The organism is Massilia orientalis, assembly GCF_030411975.2.
GTDB lineage: Bacteria > Pseudomonadota > Gammaproteobacteria > Burkholderiales > Burkholderiaceae_D > Telluria > Telluria orientalis.
In genome coordinates this window covers 1-1,565 of sequence record NZ_JASNRB020000074.1, presented here as the reverse complement: position 1 = coordinate 1,565, position 1,565 = coordinate 1, and the positions used below count along the sequence as shown (strand labels likewise).

Below are 1,565 nucleotides of genomic sequence, written 5' to 3'. Positions count from 1 at the left end.
CCCTTCACCTTGCCGCGGGCGAACACGGTGCTGAGCAGGACCATGCCGGCGACGACCAGCCAGAACACGATGAACATGCGGTCCAGGAACGGGATCTCGTAGACACCGCTGCCGTTGTCGTGGGCGAAGCCGATCGGGGCGAGGAAGGACAGGTCCATCATCCCCGGCAGGAACTTCAGGATGATCGAGAACACGAGGCCGCCCACGGTCGCGAACATCGCGGCGCTGGACGTGGTCTTTTTCCAGAAGAAGCCCAGCAGGAACATGGCAAGGATGCCCGGCGAGACGAAGCCCGTGTATTCCTGGATGTACTGGAAGCCGCCCTTCTTGTCGATGCCCATCAGCGGCGCGATCAGCACGGCCAGCAGCATCGACACGACGACGGTCATGCGGCCGACCCACACCATCTTCTGCTCGCTGACGTTCGGGTGGAGGCGCTTCTGATAGATGTCGAGCGTGAAGATCGTGGCGATCGAGTTGGCCTTGCCGGCCAGCGACGCGACGACGGCGGCGGTCAGCGCCGCGAACGCGATGCCTTTCAGGCCCGACGGCAGCAGTGCCAGCAGGGTGGGGTAGGCGCGGTCCGGATTCAGTTCGCCGCCGACGCGCATCGCGTCGCCCAGCACGCCGGAGCGGTCCAGCGCGAACGCGGCGATACCCGGCATGACGACGATGACCGGCATCAGCAGTTTCAGGAACGCGGCGAACAGCAGGCCTTTGCGGGCGGTCGGCAGGTCGGCGCCCAGCGCGCGCTGCGTGATGTACTGGTTGCAGCCCCAGTAGTTCAGGTTCACGATCCACATGCCGCCGATCAGCGTGGACAGGCCCGGCAGGTCCATGTAGTTCGGGTTGTCGCGGCCCAGCACCATTTCGAAGTGGTCGCGGGTCGAGTTGTACAGCGTGGAGAAGCCTTGCAGCGCGCCGTGGCCGTTGCCGAGTTTCGCGACGAGGTCCAGCGCCAGCCACGTGGTCACGAGGCCGCCGATGACGAGGCAGGTCACCTGGATGACGTCCGTGTAGCCGATGACCTTCATGCCGCCCAGCGTGATGATGGCGGCGAAGACGGCGAGGAACAGCATGCAGGGCAGCACGCCGATGCCGGTGACGCTGCCGATGGCCAGCGCGCCCAGGTACAGGATCGAGGTCAGGTTGACGACGACGTACAGGCCGAGCCAGAACAGCGCCATCGTCGTGGCGACGGCCTTGCCGTAGCGCTGTTCGAGGAACTGGGGCATCGTGTAGATGTGGTTCTTCAGGTAGACCGGCATGAAGAACACGGCGACGATGACGAGCGTGGCGGCGGCCATCAGTTCGTACACGGCGATGGCCATGCCGATGCGGAAGCCCGAACCGCTCATGCCGATGAACTGCTCGGCGGAGATGTTGGACGCGATCAGCGAGGCGCCGATGGCCCACCACGTGAGCGAGCCTTCGGCGAGGAAGTAGTCGTGCGAGGCGGAGGTGTTCGCGCTCTTCTTGCGGCGGTAGACCCACAGGCCGTAGCCGGCGACGACGACGAAGTAGAACAGGAAGACAATGGTGTCGAGGCGGGAAATCAGATTCAT

The 1,565-nt window shown here is 64.8% G+C and carries 1 protein-coding gene; it reads right to left on the bottom strand.

Translation table 11 applies throughout. From position 1 onward, the window contains the following. A partial coding sequence (locus tag QPK29_RS33405) for a sodium:solute symporter family transporter (RefSeq protein WP_400189965.1) occupies positions 1-1,565 on the bottom strand: 1,565 nt, incomplete at its 3' end.